Raw genomic sequence first — 16,901 nt, 5'->3', positions numbered from 1 at the left:
GCTTATCAAGGCTATAAGCCACACAAACAGCACACGGCGGGAAAGCAGACGACGCGGGCAATTGAAGCGCCAACATAAAGGTGCATCGCGTGAGTAATTACGATCCCTGCGCATTTTTTTGCGAAATGTCGAGCGCCATGTCAGAGCGCAGTCCGCAATTGAAGGATATCTGGCACAGGTTCGACGAAGCAGATTTTGAAAATCTGAAGACACGCGCCAAGGACGCGGATCTGGAGCTTTTCAATCTCGGTGTCACATTCACGGTCTACAGCGACAAGGATGTTATCGATCGGGTTCTCCCCTTCGATATCATCCCACGGGTCTTGACCGCCAACGAATGGAACACCATCGATCGCGGCGTCATTCAACGTGTCGCGGCCATCAATGCCTTTCTTCACGATATCTATAACGACCGTCACATCATCAATGACGGCATTGTGCCTGCCGATCTGGTACTCGGCAATTCCAACTATCGCGACGTCATGGTCGGTTTCACACCCGCCTGCAATGTCTACACCCATATTTCGGGCACGGATATCATCCGCGATGACAGTGGTAATTTTCTCGTACTGGAAGACAATGTGCGCTCCCCTTCAGGTGTCTCCTATGTAGTCGAGAACCGACATCTTATGGAGCGCTCCTTCCCCGATCTTCTGGCCGATCTCAAGCTACGCAAGGTGTCAGACTATGGCACCAACCTGTTTGCCAAGCTGAGCGAGACCGCGCCGGAAGGATGCCTCGACAAGGACGATCCGCAAGTGGTCGTCATGTCCCCGGGCATGTTCAACTCGGCCTATTTCGAACATATTTTCCTCGCCCGCGAGATGGGCGTTCCCGTCGTGGAAGGCAATGATCTCTTCTGCGATGACGACAAGGTCTATATGAAAACCATCGGCGGCCCGCGTCGGGTGGATGTCATCTACCGCCGCATCGATGATGAATTCCTCGACCCCGAAGCCTTCAAACCGGATTCAATGCTTGGCGTCAAAGGGCTCGTAAGCGCCATGCTGAAAGGCAATGTGACCATCGCCAACGCATTGGGCACCGGTGTTGCCGATGACAAGGCTGTCTATGCCTATATGCCACGCATCATCAAATATTATCTTGATGAAGAGCCCATTCTGTCCAACGTGGAAACCCACATTTGCCGCGAACAGGACGCATTGCAATATACCCTTGATCATCTGGATGAACTGGTCGTCAAGCCGGTGGGAGAATCCGGCGGCTATGGTATCACGATCGGCCCCAAGGCCAGCAAGGAAGAATTGGCCACGGCCCGCGAGGCTCTTCTGGCCAAGCCAAGCAATTTCATTGCCCAGCCCATGATTTCCCTGTCGGTCTGCCCCACATTGGGCGAAACAGATCTGGTGGCGCGCCATGTGGATTTGCGCCCCTTTGCCATCACGGGCAAAGGCACATGGGTTCTGCCCGGAGGTCTCACCCGTGTGGCCCTCAAGGAAGGCTCTCTCATCGTCAATTCCTCCCAAGGCGGCGGCACAAAGGACACTTGGGTTCTCGCTGAAACCCCATTCAATCCAACGGACGGAGGCAACTCATGAGCCTGCTACTCAGTCGTTATGCCGAAGCCCTGTTCTGGTTCGCCCGCTATATCGAGCGCTCAGCCAGCCTTGCGCGCATTCTCAATGTGCAAGCCGGCTTCTGGCAGGATCACTCCAGTCAGGAAAACTGGGCATCCATTCTATCCCTCTATGCCGATAAGGACCGCTTCACTGAGCAGAACGGTCAGATCACCGCCCAGAAGGTAGCCAAATTCTATATCACGGACCGCGACAATCCGGGCTCGATCCTCTCCTGCCTTTGGGCTGCGCGAGAAAATGCCCGCCTGTTGCGCCCGCTGATTTCTGTTTCCATGTGGTCCTACATCAACGTTTCATACAATCAGATGAAGAGCCTCAGCGACCGGGATCTGGATGCGTCGCGCCTGTCTCGCACCTGCGAATCCATCGCCCGCACCTGCGATGCGATCATGGGAGTGACAGAAGGCACCTATTATCGCGATGCCGGATGGCGCTTCTATCAGCTTGGCCTCTGGATCGAGCGTGCAGACCAGACCAGCCGCCTGCTCGACGTCAAGGTCGCCCAGGTTGCCAGTTTCAATGGCCTCGATCAGACCGAGACCGTTGCCGATATGGAATTCTGGAAACTGCTGCTCCACTCCTTTGAGGCCTATCATGCCTTCCAGCGCGCAAAATCGGGCAAACTGGACCCCAAAAAAGTCGCCAACTTCTTGATGTTCAACCAGAGCTTCCCAAAATCGCTAACCCATTGCATCGGCGAAATACAGGATATGCTCAATGACCTTTATATGGGCTACCAGCTACGCCGGGCCGCTCAATGCTATGAAGAGGTGGAGATGTTGCTCTACGAACTGGAGGCTGCGGCAAAAGACCCGCACTTGCATATGCGGTTCCATGGGTTCAACGACAAGGTTCAGCACAGATTGATGGAGATTACCAACCAGCTGGGCACGTCATTCTTCGGACATGCAGATTGGTCAAAAGAAGCTGAGGAATGCGAAAGCCAGTCCCAGTCTCAAACCCAGTCACAAACGATGGCCTGACGCCACAGCCGGCCCGCTCACTTTGAACCTTTTTATTCGTGATCTTATCCTGATCCGTCCATGGGCATTTGTCCGCAGGGGATCAGAGTCTTGAAACAAAGGCACATTTTCAATGTCCATTCATGCAGCTCTGACACACAAGACAAAATATATCTATGATCGCCCGACAGGCATGGGGCCGCAAATCATTCGCCTGCGCCCTGCCCCGCATACGCGCAACCAGATTCTGTCCTATTCGCTCAATATCGAACCGGCCGACCACTGGATCAACTGGCAACAGGATCCATTCGGCAACTATATGGCGCGGATTGTCTTCCCCGAAAAGATCAACGCCTTTTCCGTTACTGTGGATCTGGTGACCGACATGTCGGTGATCAACCCGTTCGATTTCTTCATCGAAGAAAGCGCCGAGCATTATCCTTTCCCCTATGCCGAGGGAGAAAAAAAGGATCTCGCCCCCTATCTGGAACTTGGTGAAGAAACGCCCCTTCTCTCTGCTCTGCTCAAGGAAATCGAGCCGATCCACAAGGGCAAGGAAATCAAGACCATCGATATGCTCGTACAGATCAACCATCTGGTCGAAAGCAAGATCGATTATCTGATCCGCATGGAACCCGGCGTACAGTCGCCTGAAGAGACACTGACCAAATGCTCCGGCTCCTGCCGCGACAGTTCATGGCTCTTGGTCCATGTCATGCGTCACCTTGGGCTCGCAGCCCGCTTCACCTCCGGCTATCTCATTCAGCTCAAACCCGACGTCAAGCCACTGGAAGGGCCGGAAGGCACCGATCACGATTTCACCGATCTGCATGCATGGACCGAAGTCTATATCCCCGGAGCGGGCTGGATCGGTCTGGACCCGACATCGGGCCTTCTGACCGGTGAAAGCCATATTCCGCTGGCAGCAACGCCGCATCCCATTTCGGCAGCCCCCATCACCGGGGCGCATGACAAGGCCGAAGTCGAGTTCGAATTTGAAATGGATGTGCAGCGCATCTTCGAGCGCCCCCGTGTTACCAAGCCCTACACCGATGACCAATGGAAGGCCATCAACAAGATGGGCGACATGGTAGACCGGCGCCTTGACGAGGGCGATGTCCGCCTGACAATGGGGGGCGAACCGACCTTTGTCTCCATCGATGATTATGAAGGCGATGAATGGAACACCGGCGCCGTAGGCCCGACCAAGCGCTATTACGCGGAAAATCTCATTCGCCGTCTGCGCGACCGCTTCGCACCGGGTGGCCTTCTGCATTTTGGACAGGGCAAATGGTATCCCGGCGAACAGCTCCCCCGCTGGGCCTTTGCCCTTTATTGGCGCGCCGATGATGAACCACTGTGGGAAGACCCCGCTCTGATCGATCAGGAAACCCCGCAGGAACCGGCGGATGCAAAGATCGCGCAGCGCTTCATCTACAAGCTCGTCGAAAAGCTCAAGATAGACCCCAAATGCGTGCTGCCCGCTTATGAGGATCCGGCGCATTTCTCTTTGGTGGAGCAGAAGCTTCCCGTCGATGTCGATCCATCCAAAAACAAGATCGACGATCCGGCAGAGCGTGCCCGCATCATCAAGGTGTTTGAGCAGGGTCTATCCACTCCAGCAGGATTCGTCCTGCCCGTTCAGGCATGGAACAGCGAGGCCTATGGCCGGTCCTGGATGTCGGAAGTCTGGAAATTCCGCCGTGACAGGCTCTTCCTCATCCCCGGCGACAGCCCGGTCGGCTTCCGTCTGCCACTCGGCTCTCTTACCCATATTCCGGAAACCCAATTTCCGCATGTGATCCCGATGGACCCCCATGCAGCCCATGCGGCGCTCCCTGCCCGTGAGGCTCTGTTGCGCGACCGGCGCCAGCCCTTCACCCCGCGTGAAAAACTGAAAAAGACCGATCCAGCCAGATTGCTCGATGCCCCTGAACCGCAATGGCACGAGACGGAACACCCGACTTTCATTCCCATGAATGAGGTCTCAGGGCATGTGCGCACCGCGTTGTCAGTTGAACCGCGCGATGGTCATCTCTGCATTTTCATGCCACCGCTGCACAATGCCGAAGACTATGCCGCCATGGTCGCGGCCATTGAGGATGCTGCCAGAGATGTCGGCCAGCCGGTGCATATCGAAGGCTATGAGCCACCCTTTGACCCGCGTATCAACGCCATCAAGGTAACGCCGGATCCGGGCGTCATCGAAGTCAATATCCAGCCGGCTGCCAACTGGAAGGAAGCCAGCAAGATCACCCAGATCCTCTATGAGGAAGCGCGACTGGCCCGCCTTGGCACCGAGAAATTCATGCTCGACGGACGCCACACGGGCACCGGAGGCGGCAACCATATCGTACTGGGTGGCATCACTCCATCGGACAGCCCCTTCCTGAGGCGCCCCGATCTGGTGGCAAGCCTTGTAACCTATTGGCAGAACCACCCCAGCCTGTCCTATCTCTTCTCGGGCACCTTCATCGGCCCGACGTCGCAGGCGCCCCGCGTGGATGAAGGCCGTCATGACAATCTCTATGAGCTGGAGATTGCCCTCAAGCAGGTTCCGCTGCCCGGTGATGGCTTCATTCCCAACTGGCAGGTGGATCGCCTGTTTCGCAACCTGCTCATCGATGTCACCGGCAACACCCACCGGGCGGAAATCTGCATTGACAAACTCTTCTCCCCCGATGGTCCGACAGGGCGTCTGGGGCTGGTCGAATTCCGCTCCTTCGAAATGCCGCCCCATGATCGCATGTCTCTGGCCCAGCAGCTTCTGCTGCGCGCCATCATCGTGCGCCTTTGGGAAAAGCCCTATCGCAACAAGTTGATCCGCTGGGGCACGCAGCTGCATGACCGCTTCATGCTGCCTCACTATGTGCGTGAAGACTTCAGGGACATCCTGAAGGATCTTTCCCTGCATGGGCTCGAACTGGATGAAGGCTGGTTTGCCCCCCATTTCGAGTTCCGCTTCCCCCGCTACGGCGAAGTGAATTATGACGGTGTACAGATCGAATTGCGACAGGCACTTGAGCCCTGGAATGTGCTCGGAGAAGAAGGCGCCGTTGGCGGCACCGCACGTTACGTCGACAGCTCTCTTGAACGGGTGCAGGTCAAGGTAAGAGGCATCAACCCGGATCGCCATATTCTCTCGGTCAACAAGGTCGCCATTCCGCTGCAGCCAACAGGACGACAAGATGAAGCCGTTGCCGGCATCCGCTATCGCGCCTGGCAGCCCCCCTCCTGTCTGCATCCGATGATCGGCGTCCACACGCCACTGACCTTTGACCTCATGGACAGCTGGAACCGTCGCTCTCTGGGTGGCTGTCGCTATCATGTTGCCCATCCGGGTGGACGTGGCTATGACACCTTCCCGGTCAACGCCTATGAAGCAGAGAGCCGTCGTCTCTCGCGTTTCGAGATGATGGGACATTCGCCGGGCTACGCCGAGCCGATCAAGCTGGAAGAAAGCGCAGAATTCCCCTATACGCTGGATCTGCGCCTCGCATCCATCCGCTAGACAGCGCGCGCATCAGGGAAAACAAAAAACATGAGGGCAGGAGCAACCATCTCCCGCCCTTTTCATTATGGTATAAAGATGTGTTGTGCGCGTCATGAAGCTGTGGCCAAATGTCACTCGCATGACAATCGAATCTGTGACTTTGTATTTTTACGGAACAGATGATAAAAGCGTAGCTCCATTTCCATAAAACACCGTACGGATTTGGAAAGGCATTCCGGTCAATAAGAATAACAAATGGCCCTTTGAGGCACATGTCACGGAGAAAATGAAGTTGGAAAAAACTTCAGACCCCAAAACCAGATTATCTGGCAGCACCGCAGAAGATGGCATGCAGCCCCCCGCAGGCGCGCCAGTGCTCTATCAGACTCTGCCCGGCATCCATGATGAAATGATGGATGCGGATGGCTCCATCATGCCCCACTGGCAGCAATGGTTCGGAGCCTTTTCGCGCTGGTCGCCCTCAGATCGAAGCACCCATTGGGAGGAGTTGAATGAGGTCGTCCGGGAAACCGGCATTGCCTACGATCTATTCGCAGACCCAAATGACGCCAGACAGCCATGGTCGATTGACCTTGCTCCCCTTATTATCGCCCCCGAAGAATGGCAATGGCTCAAAGTCGCGCTGGCCCAGCGGGCCCGCCTCTTCAATGCCATGCATAATGATCTTTACGGCCACCGACGCCTTTTGCATGAGGGGTACATTCCGGCTGCGCTGGTGATGAGTGATCCTTCCTATCTGCGCCCGATGCGCGGCAACCAGAGCGCCTATAATGGCGTCCAGTTTTTCGCAGCCGACCTTGCCAAGGCGCCCGATGGCAATTGGCGCGTGCTGGACAACCACGCCGAAACACCGGCAGGTCTGGGCTTTGCTCTTGCCAACCGCATCGCTCTCACCCATTGCGAAGGCAATCTCTTCCGCTCCAGCAAAGCAGTGCGCCTTGCCTCCTATTTCCAGCAATTGCAGTCAACGCTGGTCAAGCGCACCGAGCTTGAAGATCCCTATATCGCCATTCTATCGCCCGGACCGGAACATCCGGACTATTTCTCCCATGCCTATCTGGCCCGCTATCTGGGCTATCTGCTGGTGGAAGGCGGCGACCTTGTTTATCAGAATAACCGGATCTGCCTGAAAACGCTGGCAGGCCTCAAGCCCATCGACCTGATCGTCCGCTCGATCGAAGGCCTCAATGCCGATCCGCTGGAATTGAACCCCAATGGCATGGATGGCACCACCTCCATGGTGCAGGCCATCCGCGACAAGGGCATCATCATGGCCAACCAGCTAGGCTCCTCCATCGTCGAAAACCGGGCTCTTGCGCCTTATCTGCCCGAAATCTGTCGCTTCCTGCTTGGTGAAGACCTGATGCTACGCGAGGCAGAACGCTGGTGGCTGGGTGACCACACAAGCCGCAGCCATGTGCTTGCAAATCTCGATGACATGTTGATTTCAGATGCCCATGAAGGCTCGGGACGCCCAGGCGAGGCCCGCCCGGCAACCGATCCCGTCAGGCTTTCTGAAGCAGAACGCAAAGACCTCATCGACAAGATCCATTTGTTCAGCAACACCCTCGTTGCGGAAAAGAAAACCGGCTATGCCACGACCCCCAGTTGGTCTGGCGAAACCCTCGAACCGCGCCCCTTTGCCATTCGTTTCTTTGGATCGCGCAGGGAACAAGGCTACGAGATCCTGCCCGGCGGCCTGTCCATGTCGGTTGGTGAACAACATGCTATCGGGCTCCATTCGCCAGAAGGGCTTACCCGCGATGTATGGGTCGTATCCGACGCCCAGCCAGAACCCTTTGAAAGCATCTGGGCCAGCATAGCCCGTCAGGGTTCCTATTCGCGCGCAGGCCGCTCTCTGCAGAGCCGCATTGCCGATAACCTCTTCTGGCTCGGGCGCAATGTAGAACGCATCGAATGGCAGTTTCGCCTTTGCCGTCAGGCTCTGTCGCGCCTGAATGAAGATAGTGGTCCGGAAGAAGATCAGCGGACCGTCGTCTCGGCCCTCAACTCTCTCATCCTGCGCGCTCCCAAAGCACAGGTTTTTGACGCCGGCTTTGGCGGCATGAATGAAATCGAACGACTCGTTCGCACCGTTCTGTATGGCAAGAATCGCGCCTACGGATTTCAGGAAAGCCTGGCCCATATGCATCGGCTGACGGGCCTCACCCGCGACCGCATGTCGTCTGATGCCTGGCGCATTCTGAATGAATTTTTCACGGACCACCGCTGGTTCAAGGAACCCGGCTTCATGCACACCGGCCATGTCATTGATCTGCTCGACAAGGGCCTGATGGTGCTTGCCGCCTTTTCCGGCATGGCCATGGAGAATATGACCCGCAATTATGGCTGGCGGTTCCTTGATATCGGACGCCGCATTGAACGGGCCGAAAATCTGTCCGGCCTGCTCAACAGGCTCATCTTTGCCCCCGGCATGGTCAGCGACGCCCCGCGCCGCCTGATGTTCATTCTGGAAGTGGCAGACAGCTTCATCACCTACCGCTCGCGCTACCGCATTACGCCGACGCTGCCTGCGGTGATTGATCTTTTGCTGCTGGACGAAACCAACCCGCGCTCCATTGCCTTTCAGATCGCGGCGCTGCATGAGCATGTCAATTATTTGCCCAAGGAGCCCGAAAGCGGGCTGCGCAGCGAGGAAAACAGGCTCATTCTTGAACTCCTGACCGATATTCAACTGTCAGAAGGGCACAAGCTGGCCCAGATTCCGCAATTCGAGCAGGGCAAGGATATTGAGCAGATCATCTCGGAAGAATGCCGCCTCGAGCAGCTTTTGAACAATCAGATTTCAAAGCTGCCACAATTGACTGAGCTTTTGACCCGCCGGTATTTCACCCATACCGAAGAGCAGGCTCAACGGATTTGACCGGACAGGGAGGCATGGAAAAACGATGCGCTACAAGATAACGCACAAGACAGAATATCGCTATTCAGCACCGGTTGCCCAATCCAACCATCTGGTGCATTTGAGCCCCTGTGCCGTCGACGGGCAGATCATCGAGCAGCATGACATCGCCATCACGCCGCGTCCTGCCCATCGCCGTGACTTCAAGGATTATTTCGGCAATTCCACCATTCATCTGACGCTGGAAGAAGACCACAGCGTCTTGACCATGAATGCGCAGACCGTCGTCACCATAACCCGCGATCACACGCCCCTTCTGGCCAAATCTGTCGCCTCATGGGAGAACGTGCGCGATCTCATGTTCGAAGCGGCCCATGTGGATCAGGCTGAATTCTCCTGCTATTCGCCTTTTACCAACCCCACCTCGGACATTGCCGCCTATGGGGCCGAATCCTTCCCGCCCGGACGTCCACTGCTGGAAGGAGTGATGGAACTGACCAGCCGCATTTTCACCGATTTTGATTATAACAGCACCGTCACAGACATTTTTACGCCGGTATCGCAAGTCTTCGAGATGAAAAGCGGCGTCTGTCAGGACTTTGCCCATTTGCAACTTGCCTGCCTGAGGGCGCTTGGCCTGCCAGCGCGCTATGTTTCAGGCTATCTGCGCACCTATCCGCCCAAGGGTCAGCCGCGCCTTGTGGGGGCGGATGCGTCCCATGCATGGATTTCTGTCTGGTGTCCGGAAGCTGGATGGGTCGATTTCGACCCCACCAACAACAAGACCATCGCAGATGAACATGTCACGCTCACCGTGGGCCGCGATTTTGGCGATGTCAGCCCCATTTCCGGTGTCATCCTCGGAGGCGGCAATCATTTTGTGAATGTGTCGGTGGATGTCATGCCGATTGACGAACAGGGCGAGGAAATCGGAGAATCCGTCTCCAACCAGCTTGAACCGGAAATCGTCACAATAGACAAGGACACACTGCAAGAGCAATCTCAACGCCCTATCCAGATGCATATTCAGGAACAAAGCCAGGAGCAAAGTCAGACTCAGGCAGCAGATCCTTTGCCCGCAGACAGAACCTACTAGGGGCAGAACCACGTGCCATAACCCCGAGTTATTGCGGCTTCGCACCGATCCGGCTTTGATATGACAATCACCTGACAACAAGAAAGCCCGCCCATCCCTATCAGGGAGCGAGAAAAAGCAACGGATTGCCGGCCTGTTCGCCAGAGCGAAGGCTGGCTTTCAAATTGTTGAAAAGGGGTAAAAACAAAAAGGGCTCAGGAAATTTCCTGAACCCTTTTATGTAATGGAGCGGGCGATGGGATTCGAACCCACGACCCCAACCTTGGCAAGGACTGAAGGGTTTACACCAATTTTAGGAGTAAACTCATGCCATCCAAACGACAGCTTAAATCCGGCAAATGGAACATCCAAATTCGATCCAAAGGCCAGCCCTCTTTGTCGAAAACCTTTACGACAGAGAAAGAAGCGGACCAATGGGCCGAACGCATTGAGGCGCAACTAAAAGGCAAGAAAGGCTCGCTGCCTACATGGAGGGAGATGGGCCAACTCTATTGTGATGTGGTGTTAGCTGGTAAACCTTCTCGACATTTAAAAATCGGTCGCGTTGATATCATTGGATTCCATTCGGCATTGGACAAGCCATACGACAAAATAACGGTTGCTGATATCAACATCTTCAAACAGGATCGCTCAACAAAGGTTGGGCCAACGACAGTTCATGACGATCTAGTCTTTATAAGGTGAGTCTTTCGCTGGATTGATAGGGAAGCCAGATCCAAAGGACAATCGCCTGTCGCTAATCCAGCAGAGTTTGTCATTGTCCCCAAACCAACGCCGCCAAGATCCCATATCGTCACTTCAAAGGAATTAGCACTGCTGATCAATGCACTCCCTTCTGGAATGCGACCAATCATAGAACTGGCATACGAAACTGCCATGAGGCGAACAGAGATCACTCGTTTGCGACTTAGAGACCTGCATTTGTCAGAGAGATTTCTTGACGTCATTCACGGGAAGGAAGGGGATCGAAGCGTTCCACTAACCAGCAGGGCTTGTGAGCTTTTGGCTGAGGCCCAAAAGGGACTGAAGCACCCTAACGCCCGCTTGTTCCCTGTTGCTCCTCACAGTGTCACCACAGCTGTAAGACGAGCGAGGAGGGACGCAGGGTTAGACGAAGATGTAAGAATATATCAGCTCAGGCATACCCGTTGCACGATTGTTGCCAAGAAAGGCTTCAATCAAGCCCAAATCATGATGGTGATCGGCCAAAGAGATAGCCGCAGCGTTCAGCGCTACACGCACTTGAATGTCAAGGATGTGATTGACATTCTTGATTAGCGGCTCACTCAAACAATCAAAGTCCAAACACACGTTATCTCGCACCTAAAGGCGATGAAAATCACGTCAATTTTGCAGAGAAATTTTCAGCTTTGACCGATCCCGTGTTCGTCATCTAACCAATGGCGGAAAGGAAAAATCATGAAAATCACAATTACTAGCGTCATAAGCTCAATGCTTTCAACCACTATGTTCGCCGTCTATATCTTGCTACCCATTGGCTAAATTTATTAGATTTGGATCGCTATCAAACTCGGCGACTTCCTTATGTTTTTTCCGCTCACAGCTCCTCTAACAGCTATTTTCGGAGACTATTGCCGACCGTTTGGAATGCCTCACTGGGCACAGACTGCATTTCTGAAATAGAAAATTGAGCTAGTGGCATCTGTTTGCCGCTAGCCTCTCTTGACTGTTGACGGCCGAGGCTGTGTGGAAACTCGATTATTGAGAATTTCAATAGAATGCCATTCCTTCGTTAAACACTGAGTAAGAAAGTAATTGCTGCTGCATTGAAACTACTGAGTTTTAAAAACCGTTTCTGGCGGCTTTGTAAAATTTTGAGTTTTTACACAGCCTCGGCCCAATCCGGTCATTTGACTTTCAGAATTCTGTACAAGGTAGCTTCCTCATTTCTGACATTCGATTGAAGCGCAGTATTTTTGGCCCGCCGAGGGCGGATTGCTGACGTTTCCTGCAGGTGCGAAGCCTCTTATGAAGCGAGCAAGAGCGAACATTCGAGGACGCCAAATCCTCTTCCTTTAAGCAGCCTTTCGGGAGTGAGTAACCGAACTATGCAGAAGATATGCAGCCTTCTTTCTTTTGCCGATAGCTGGATTTTCAAGAGAAACACTGGTCATCTGATCTGTCGATCGACGATAATCAGGGTTTCACCAGCGTATGGAAAATACACACCCTTGGAGAGTTCAGTTCTCCAAGTCAATTTGCTGAGCGACTAGAACAAGCTCTCTTTCGCGTCGAGTTATTTAGGTGAAGGCGTCCTGAATATATCAATCTGGTCCTTTGGGCTAAGCATTATGGTGCTGCCCTTGCAAATGAAGATGAGTTATGTTTGAGTGGTCATACCACAGACGATCTCTTGGGAAAAATTATGGCAGATACAGCTAGAAAAACAACAAACGGCTATCAACGTGTGATGGACTTTTTGCGGGAGCAGCTTCTGTCTGGTGCCCTTAAGGAAGGAGATGTTCTGCTGCCCGAGCGAGACCTTTGTCAGATGCTTGAGGTGAGCCGTCCCGTTCTTAGGGAGGCGTTAAGGGCACTTTCCATTTTGAGTGTTATCGAAATCCGCCACGGTGTCGGTTCGATCGTGCGCACACCCGACATCAACGTTTTGGGTGACTTCGTCAGTTTTGCTCTTGCGCAGCAAGGGGATGATGTGATGGAAGCGCGAATTGCGGTTGAATGTCAGGCCGCCCGGCTTGTTGTGACGCGTTCGACCATTTCTGGTTTTGAAAAAATGCGTCGTTATGCCGACGAGATCGCAGACACGATTACTGATCCTGTCGCCGGATCTCAGGCTGATTACAATTTTCACATGGCGTTGGTTGAGGCGAGCGCATCTCCTGCGCTGCGAACTCTTTATGTGGCTATCGCGGACCTTCTCAAACGATCTCATTTTGACCGGCGTGAGTTTGTCGGGGCAGATGAAGAAACCCGCAAGCAGGTTATCGATGATCACTATCGGATCTTGACCATCCTGACGGAGGGAAATGCAGATGCGGCTGAAGCCGCCATTCGTGAGCATTTCGAAATAGGACGAGCCATTCGCATGAGGATGTCTCTCCAGCGTGGCTAAGTCACGAAATTGAAAAATCTCATACGGGAGGAAAATATGAGAATTTTAGTAAATCCAGTTTTTGGAGCCTTGTTGGCCAGCGCTTTGATGGCGGGAACCGCCCTTGCCGGTAACGTGACGTTGCGTCTTGGTCATGTCGGGGCTCCAGTTAGCCCTCAGCAGACAATTGCGGATTTGTTTGCACAAAAAGTGCAGGACTACAGTGCAGGCAGCGTCAAGCTCCAGATTTTCAATTCGAGCACGCTTGGTAACGAGCGTCAGCTTCAGGATGGGGTGCGCAGTGGCACTCTTGATATGACTGTTGCTGGCACATTTTCCTATTTTGTGCCTTGGGCTGGCGCTCTTGAGGCCCCGATGCTCTATTCGAGCCTGGATCATTTCACGAACTTCTTCTCCAGTGACAAAGGTAAAGCCCTTATGGAAGCCTTTGAACAGGATGCGGGTGTTAAAACTCTTTTCGTCGTTCCGCATGGTGGCTTTCGCTATATCACGATGAATGATGTGGAGGTCAAATCCCCATCGGATCTTAAAGGCGTAAAGATCCGTAATCCGAACGTTCCGTCCTTCAACATCATGGCCGAAGCTGTTGGTGCTATTCCTACGCCAATCGATTTTTCCGAGCTTTATGTTGCCCTTCAGCGTGGTGTTGTTCAGGGCCAGCATAACCCTGTTGGCAATATTGTTGGGGCACGTCTTTATGAAGTTCAGGATTCCCTGTCCATGGTGCCTTGGGGTATCTCACCGCATATGGTGTCCATGAGTACTCGTGCATGGGAAAAGCTGGACAAAGACCAACAAGATGCAGTGACCCGAGCAGCTTCTGAGGTGGCCACGGAATATCCTTCTATTGCCGTGCAGGATGAAGAAAAGCTGCTGGATCAAATCAAGGATCAGATCACGCTTATCAAGCCGGACGACATTGACCTTGATGCATTCTTGGCTGTTTTCCGAGAGAAGGGCCTCTCTGCCTTGAAGAGCGAATATGGCGACGCAGCTGGCAAATGGCTCGATGCCATTGATGCAGCTCGCTGATCGCAAAAGACCTGAGAAGAGCCACCCAGGGCTCTTCTCTTACTAGAGGTATAACAGATGTCTCCCGAAGCAATTTATGCGTTGGGCGCGCTCATGGCTTTGCTGTTGAGCGGCGTTCCAATCGCTCTTGCTCTGCTTTTGTCCGGAGCTTTGGGGCTGTGGCTTCTTGAGTTTCCAATTCTCATCGTTATTCAGAGATTTGTCGCAGGCTCGGAAAGCTATGTCCTTTTGGCAATTCCCTTTTTCATTCTGGCGGGCGCTGTGATGGAAGCTGGAGGTATCTCCAAGCGACTGATCGGCTTTTGCGATGCTTGCTTCGGGTTTCTTCCAGGTGGGCTTGCCAATGCCAATATCGGTGCTTCGATGATCTTTGGCGGCATTTCAGGGTCTGCGGTGGCTGACACATCGGCTGTTGGATCAGTGATGATCCCTGCGATGGAGCGCGAAGGATATTCGCGGGAATATAGTGCCGCCATTACTGCCGCAACCTCGCCTGTAGGGATGATTATCCCGCCGTCTATTCCCATGATTGTCTGGAGTTTCATCTCCGGACAATCGCTAAACGAGCTATTTATGGCAGGGATTATTCCGGGCATTCTGATCACGGTTGCCATGTCGTTGGTCAGTACATGGATCTGTCAGAAAAGGGGATATCAAAGGGGATTTCGAGCCTTTAATACCTCCTATTTCGTTTCCTCACTGATGGATGGTCTTTTGGCTATCGGAGCGCCGGTCCTGATTGTCGGTGGTATTCTGAGTGGTGTCTTCACGCCAACGGAAGCCTCGGTTGTTGTGCTTGCCTATTCCCTGGTGGTCAGCTTTGTTGTCTATCGCGAAATGAAACCTGCACAACTGGGTCGGATCGTCGTAAAGGCGGGCATAACAAGTGCCACAATCATGTTCATCATCTGTGGTGCCACAGTATTTTCCTTTTTCCTGACAGTGGCCGGCGTGCCTGCGCAGATTGGTAACCTGATACTGGGAATTTCGGATTCTCCGCTTGGCTTCATCATAGCGGTTTCAGTCTTGATGTTTGTTTTGGGAATGTTCCTTGACACAACAACTACCATTCTTATGGCTGGGCCTATCATCATTCCCCTGTTCAATCAGGTAGGTGTTGATCCTCTGGTTGCTACAATGATTATCTTGGTGGTGCTCGCGATAGGACTGATCACTCCGCCAGTGGGGTTGTGTCTCTTTGTTGTTTCGTCAATCTGCCCCGTACGGGTCTGGGACGTAGCCAGGGAATGCGTACCCTTCATTCTGGCAATGCTTTTCGTGACGATGCTGATCTGGATCTTCCCTTCTATCGTGACATGGGTGACGCCATGAGACTGTTTGCTCCCTATCTTAGCCTATGCCGTTGGCTAGCGAAAATTACGGCTGTGCTGCTTGGAGTGGCTTTGACCTCCATGTTCTTCTGTGTTGGCATTCAGGTTTTTGTTCGCAGTTTACTCTCCATGTCAGTGCTTTGGCTTGATGACATCCTGATGTCTTGCTTCGTTGTGGCTATCTTCAGTGGTATTGCTCTTGGTTTCAGATTTCGCTCGCATTTGGCGACCACGATTATCGTGGAAGGATTTGGCGAGCTTGCCGCACGCGTTTTCGGGCATCTGGTTGATCTGCTGTGTGTGGTCTCCATGGCTGGCGTTGCCTGGTACGGCATTGAATTCGCAGAGAGTGCCTTTGGTCAGTTCACCCCGGTTCTAAGGCTACCGCTTGGATGGGTCTACCTGATCATTCCTGTTTCCGCGGCTATCTCAATTCTCTTTATTCTTGAAAATCAACTCGTAAGAAAGGATCCTCAACATGACTGAACGAGCTGTAGAGGGTATGTCATCTGTCGCTTTCATTGGCGCTGGCGTTATGGGCCGGCCTATGATTGCCAACCTTCGTAAATCGGGTTTCTCTGTCAAAGCCTTCGACCTCAGCCCAGTGGCGGTAGAAAACCTGCGCAGCGATGGAGTCGAAGTTGCCGAAACTCTTGCTGACGCAGTTGAAGGTGTTGATGCCATTGTCACCATGCTTCCGGATACACCGCATGTGCAGAGTGTGCTGCTGGGGGATGGCGGAATCGGGAATATCCTTCCTTCTGGCATGCTTGTTATTGATATGAGTACAATTTCAGCATCGGGCATTCAGGCAATTGGAGAACAACTGGCTAAAAATGGCGTTGAGCTGTTAGATGCGCCGGTTAGCGGTGGCGTCAAGGGGGCAATCGGCGGTACGCTTTCCATCATGTGTGGCGGTTCTGATGTGGCCTTTGAACGGGCTCAGCCAGTGCTCAGTGCCATGGGAACGACGATCACCCATGCCGGCAAACTGGGCATGGGGCAGGTCTTCAAGATGTGCAACCAGTTGATGGTTGGTGTTCATATTCAGGCCATGTGTGAAGCTTTTGCCCTCTGTCGTGCTCAGGGTGCTGACCTCGATCTATTGCGTAATACGCTGATGGGCGGGGCTGCCGCGTCATGGATGCTTGAGAATCTTGGACCTCAGGTCATTGCCAAGGATGACAGTGCTGGCTTCCGGATCGATTTGCAGCTTAAGGACTTGCGCCTCGCAGGCGAGGCCGCATTCGAGAAGGGGCTGGCCCTGCCTGGTTTGGCGATGGCTACAGCTCTCTATCTTGAAGCACGAGCCCATGGAGAAGGATCCAATGGCAACCAGGCCATGTTCCGCACATACGACAGGCTGACCAATCAGGAATAGTCACCTTTAGACCGGAAAACGATCAAACGG

The 16,901-nt window shown here is 53.5% G+C and carries 12 protein-coding genes; all 12 read left to right on the top strand.

All coding sequences use genetic code 11. The features are described from left to right. Positions 1–137: 137 nt before the first annotated feature. The 12 genes from BM258_RS17650 to BM258_RS17595 all read left to right on the top strand — a co-directional run bounded on the left by BM258_RS17650 (position 138) and on the right by BM258_RS17595 (position 16,871). The gene (locus BM258_RS17650) at positions 138–1,559 is read left to right on the top strand and encodes a circularly permuted type 2 ATP-grasp protein (RefSeq protein WP_244544756.1); all 1,422 of its coding nucleotides are present in this window, start codon (positions 138–140) and stop codon (positions 1,557–1,559) included. Then, positions 1,556–2,581 carry an alpha-E domain-containing protein gene (locus BM258_RS17645; protein ID WP_090074539.1) on the top strand — a complete coding sequence of 342 codons (1,026 nt, stop codon included), beginning with the start codon at positions 1,556–1,558 and terminating at the stop codon, positions 2,579–2,581. The genes BM258_RS17650 and BM258_RS17645 overlap by 4 nt, the downstream gene beginning before the upstream one ends. Before the next feature lie 112 nt (positions 2,582–2,693). After that, a complete protein-coding gene (locus BM258_RS17640) occupies positions 2,694–6,071 on the top strand; it encodes a transglutaminase family protein (protein ID WP_090074538.1) in 3,378 nt (1,125 codons plus the stop codon). A 274-nt stretch (positions 6,072–6,345) separates the two neighbouring features. Then, complete coding sequence (locus tag BM258_RS17635; protein ID WP_210186794.1) at positions 6,346–8,958, top strand: circularly permuted type 2 ATP-grasp protein; 2,613 nt, start codon at positions 6,346–6,348, stop codon at positions 8,956–8,958. 25 nt (positions 8,959–8,983) lie between these two features. Then, positions 8,984–10,033, top strand: coding sequence for a transglutaminase family protein (locus BM258_RS17630; RefSeq protein ID WP_090074534.1), 1,050 nt, complete (start codon positions 8,984–8,986; stop codon positions 10,031–10,033). 306 nt (positions 10,034–10,339) lie between these two features. Continuing rightward, positions 10,340–10,717, top strand: coding sequence for a hypothetical protein (locus BM258_RS17625; RefSeq protein ID WP_090074533.1), 378 nt, complete (start codon positions 10,340–10,342; stop codon positions 10,715–10,717). 12 nt (positions 10,718–10,729) lie between these two features. Next, positions 10,730–11,311, top strand: coding sequence for a tyrosine-type recombinase/integrase (locus BM258_RS25105; protein ID WP_407062735.1), 582 nt, complete (start codon positions 10,730–10,732; stop codon positions 11,309–11,311). Positions 11,312–12,419: 1,108 nt separating this feature from the next. Next, positions 12,420–13,127 carry a FadR/GntR family transcriptional regulator gene (locus tag BM258_RS17615; RefSeq protein WP_090074530.1) on the top strand — a complete coding sequence of 236 codons (708 nt, stop codon included), beginning with the start codon at positions 12,420–12,422 and terminating at the stop codon, positions 13,125–13,127. 36 nt (positions 13,128–13,163) lie between these two features. Further along, the gene (locus BM258_RS17610; RefSeq protein ID WP_090074528.1) at positions 13,164–14,159 is read left to right on the top strand and encodes a DctP family TRAP transporter solute-binding subunit; all 996 of its coding nucleotides are present in this window, start codon (positions 13,164–13,166) and stop codon (positions 14,157–14,159) included. Positions 14,160–14,216: 57 nt separating this feature from the next. Continuing rightward, the gene (locus BM258_RS17605; RefSeq protein ID WP_090074527.1) at positions 14,217–15,491 is read left to right on the top strand and encodes a TRAP transporter large permease; all 1,275 of its coding nucleotides are present in this window, start codon (positions 14,217–14,219) and stop codon (positions 15,489–15,491) included. Continuing rightward, the gene (locus BM258_RS17600; protein WP_175528139.1) at positions 15,488–15,976 is read left to right on the top strand and encodes a TRAP transporter small permease; all 489 of its coding nucleotides are present in this window, start codon (positions 15,488–15,490) and stop codon (positions 15,974–15,976) included. Before BM258_RS17605 ends, BM258_RS17600 begins: the two co-directional genes overlap by 4 nt. Continuing rightward, positions 15,969–16,871, top strand: coding sequence for an NAD(P)-dependent oxidoreductase (locus BM258_RS17595; protein ID WP_244544755.1), 903 nt, complete (start codon positions 15,969–15,971; stop codon positions 16,869–16,871). Before BM258_RS17600 ends, BM258_RS17595 begins: the two co-directional genes overlap by 8 nt. Positions 16,872–16,901 lie beyond the last annotated feature (30 nt).

Origin of the sequence: Cohaesibacter marisflavi (genome assembly GCF_900115225.1) — a bacterium.
GTDB classification, from domain to species: domain Bacteria; phylum Pseudomonadota; class Alphaproteobacteria; order Rhizobiales; family Cohaesibacteraceae; genus Cohaesibacter; species Cohaesibacter marisflavi.
Note: the sequence above shows the minus strand (reverse complement) of the source record. Positions and strands in the feature narration are given on the sequence as shown.

Bases quoted from the DNA above. Each gene is read 5' to 3' on its own strand.
- BM258_RS17650 (WP_244544756.1), top strand. From the start codon at position 138: ATGTCAGAGCGCAGTCCGCAATTGAAGGATATCTGGCACAGGTTCGAC.
- BM258_RS17645 (WP_090074539.1), top strand. From the start codon at position 1,556: ATGAGCCTGCTACTCAGTCGTTATGCCGAAGCCCTGTTCTGGTTCGCC.
- BM258_RS17640 (WP_090074538.1), top strand. From the start codon at position 2,694: ATGTCCATTCATGCAGCTCTGACACACAAGACAAAATATATCTATGAT.
- BM258_RS17630 (WP_090074534.1), top strand. From the start codon at position 8,984: ATGCGCTACAAGATAACGCACAAGACAGAATATCGCTATTCAGCACCG.
- BM258_RS17625 (WP_090074533.1), top strand. From the start codon at position 10,340: ATGCCATCCAAACGACAGCTTAAATCCGGCAAATGGAACATCCAAATT.
- BM258_RS17615 (WP_090074530.1), top strand. From the start codon at position 12,420: ATGGCAGATACAGCTAGAAAAACAACAAACGGCTATCAACGTGTGATG.
- BM258_RS17610 (WP_090074528.1), top strand. From the start codon at position 13,164: ATGAGAATTTTAGTAAATCCAGTTTTTGGAGCCTTGTTGGCCAGCGCT.
- BM258_RS17605 (WP_090074527.1), top strand. From the start codon at position 14,217: ATGTCTCCCGAAGCAATTTATGCGTTGGGCGCGCTCATGGCTTTGCTG.
- BM258_RS17600 (WP_175528139.1), top strand. From the start codon at position 15,488: ATGAGACTGTTTGCTCCCTATCTTAGCCTATGCCGTTGGCTAGCGAAA.
- BM258_RS17595 (WP_244544755.1), top strand. From the start codon at position 15,969: ATGACTGAACGAGCTGTAGAGGGTATGTCATCTGTCGCTTTCATTGGC.